Origin of the sequence: Kribbella steppae (genome assembly GCF_004342025.1) — a bacterium.
GTDB classification, from domain to species: domain Bacteria; phylum Actinomycetota; class Actinomycetes; order Propionibacteriales; family Kribbellaceae; genus Kribbella; species Kribbella steppae.
In genome coordinates, this window is the sequence record NZ_SLWN01000038.1 from 1 (window position 1) to 1,513 (window position 1,513).

Consider the following 1,513-nt stretch of genomic DNA (forward strand, 5'->3'; position numbering starts at 1 on the left):
CTAGACACGCGGACCCGCTCCTGTGCCGAACACCCCGTCCTGCGGTAACCAACCCGACTCTTCTATGTCTGGTCAAGTGGTCTGCGGGCCGGTTTCGGGCTGGTCGTGGAGTGCGTTCAAGGTCCGGTAGAGCTGGCGGGCGAGGTAGCGCTTGAGACAGCGTCGGATCTCCTTGGTGGTGCGCCCTTCGGCACGCCGTCGTTCGACGTAGGCGCGGGTTTGTGGGTGGTGGGTCATGCGGGTGACGACGGCCATGTGTAGGGCACGGTTGAGCCGTCGGTCACCGCCGCGGTTGAGACGGTGGCGGGTGGTGTTCCCCGACGAGGCGGGGATCGGATTGACTCCCGCCAGGGCGGCGAAGGCCGCTTCGGACCGGACCCGGCCAGCGTGAGACCAGGTAGCGAGGACGACAGCGACAGTGACGGGACCGATGCCGGTCTTGTCCAGCAGCACGGCCGCCTTGCTGCTACGGATCAGGTCGATCATTTGCGCCTGGTTCGCCGCGAGCTCCCTGTCCAGATCGACGACTCGCTTGGCCAGACGGATTGCTTCGGCGCGAGCGGTGATCGTGGCGAGGTCCTCGACTCGGGCCCGCCAGCGGGCGACCTCGTTGACTTGCTTAGACGTCGGGGCCGTGCGGGCGTCGATGCCGAGATCGACCACACGCAGCAGCGCCGTGAGCGCGTTGATGGTCGCGGTGCGTTCGGTCGTCATGTGCTCGCGGCTAGCGAGGAGGATCCGCAGCGCGGCCCGGATGCCGTCGTCGCTTCGCGGCTGGCGAAGCTGGGTTGGCTCGAGCGACAAGACCGCCGCCGCGATGCGGCGGGCGTCGAGCGGGTCGGACTTGCCGGTGCCACGGTGGGCGCGAGCGTCCATCCGGGCGGCTTCGACCACGTCATAGCCGGCGCGACTGACCGTTGCTGCCAGCCGGGCGCCGTAGGTGGCGACGCCTTCGATGACCCACAAGGTGGCCAGGTCGCCCCCGGTGCGGCGCGCCGCCCAGGCGATCGCGCGGTCCATGCCAGCCCGGGTCGAGGGAAACTGCTCGGTGGCGACCAGCTCGCCGGTAGCAGCGACCAAGATGGCGAAGGTGTGAGTGCGGGCGTGGGTATCGACCCCCACGACATAGGGATGGGTATGCGCGACGATGGTCACGGCGAGCGGGCTTCCTTCCAGATACAACGGACACGGATCCGGCCGCCAAAACGGCCGGCGCAGGCCTGGATGGAAGTCACTTCGGGGCAGCACTGTGATGAGTCACGACCCGCCGTGCGGCGGGACGGACAGTCTTCTGATCAAGTCACCGAGGTGGAGCCGGGTCAGCGCCGGCCACCCGCCCTGGAACGGACAAGTCGGGTTCAAGGCATCCCGAAGGGAGCCATGCATATCAAGAGTCACGATCCAGGACGAGGCGACCGCCGCTAACCCTGCCAGCCAGTCCCAGACCAGCTACCCCAAGACTCACAGCGCATATCAGTCTGACCGCGCGTCGCCAACGACACGCTCACCACCA

The 1,513-nt window shown here is 67.8% G+C and carries 1 protein-coding gene; it reads right to left on the reverse strand.

Annotated elements, in window-relative coordinates; all coding sequences use genetic code 11:
• Positions 1-72 precede the first annotated feature (72 nt).
• A complete protein-coding gene (locus EV652_RS43855; protein ID WP_132217301.1) occupies positions 73-1,155 on the reverse strand; it encodes an IS110 family RNA-guided transposase in 1,083 nt (360 codons plus the stop codon).
• Positions 1,156-1,513 lie beyond the last annotated feature (358 nt).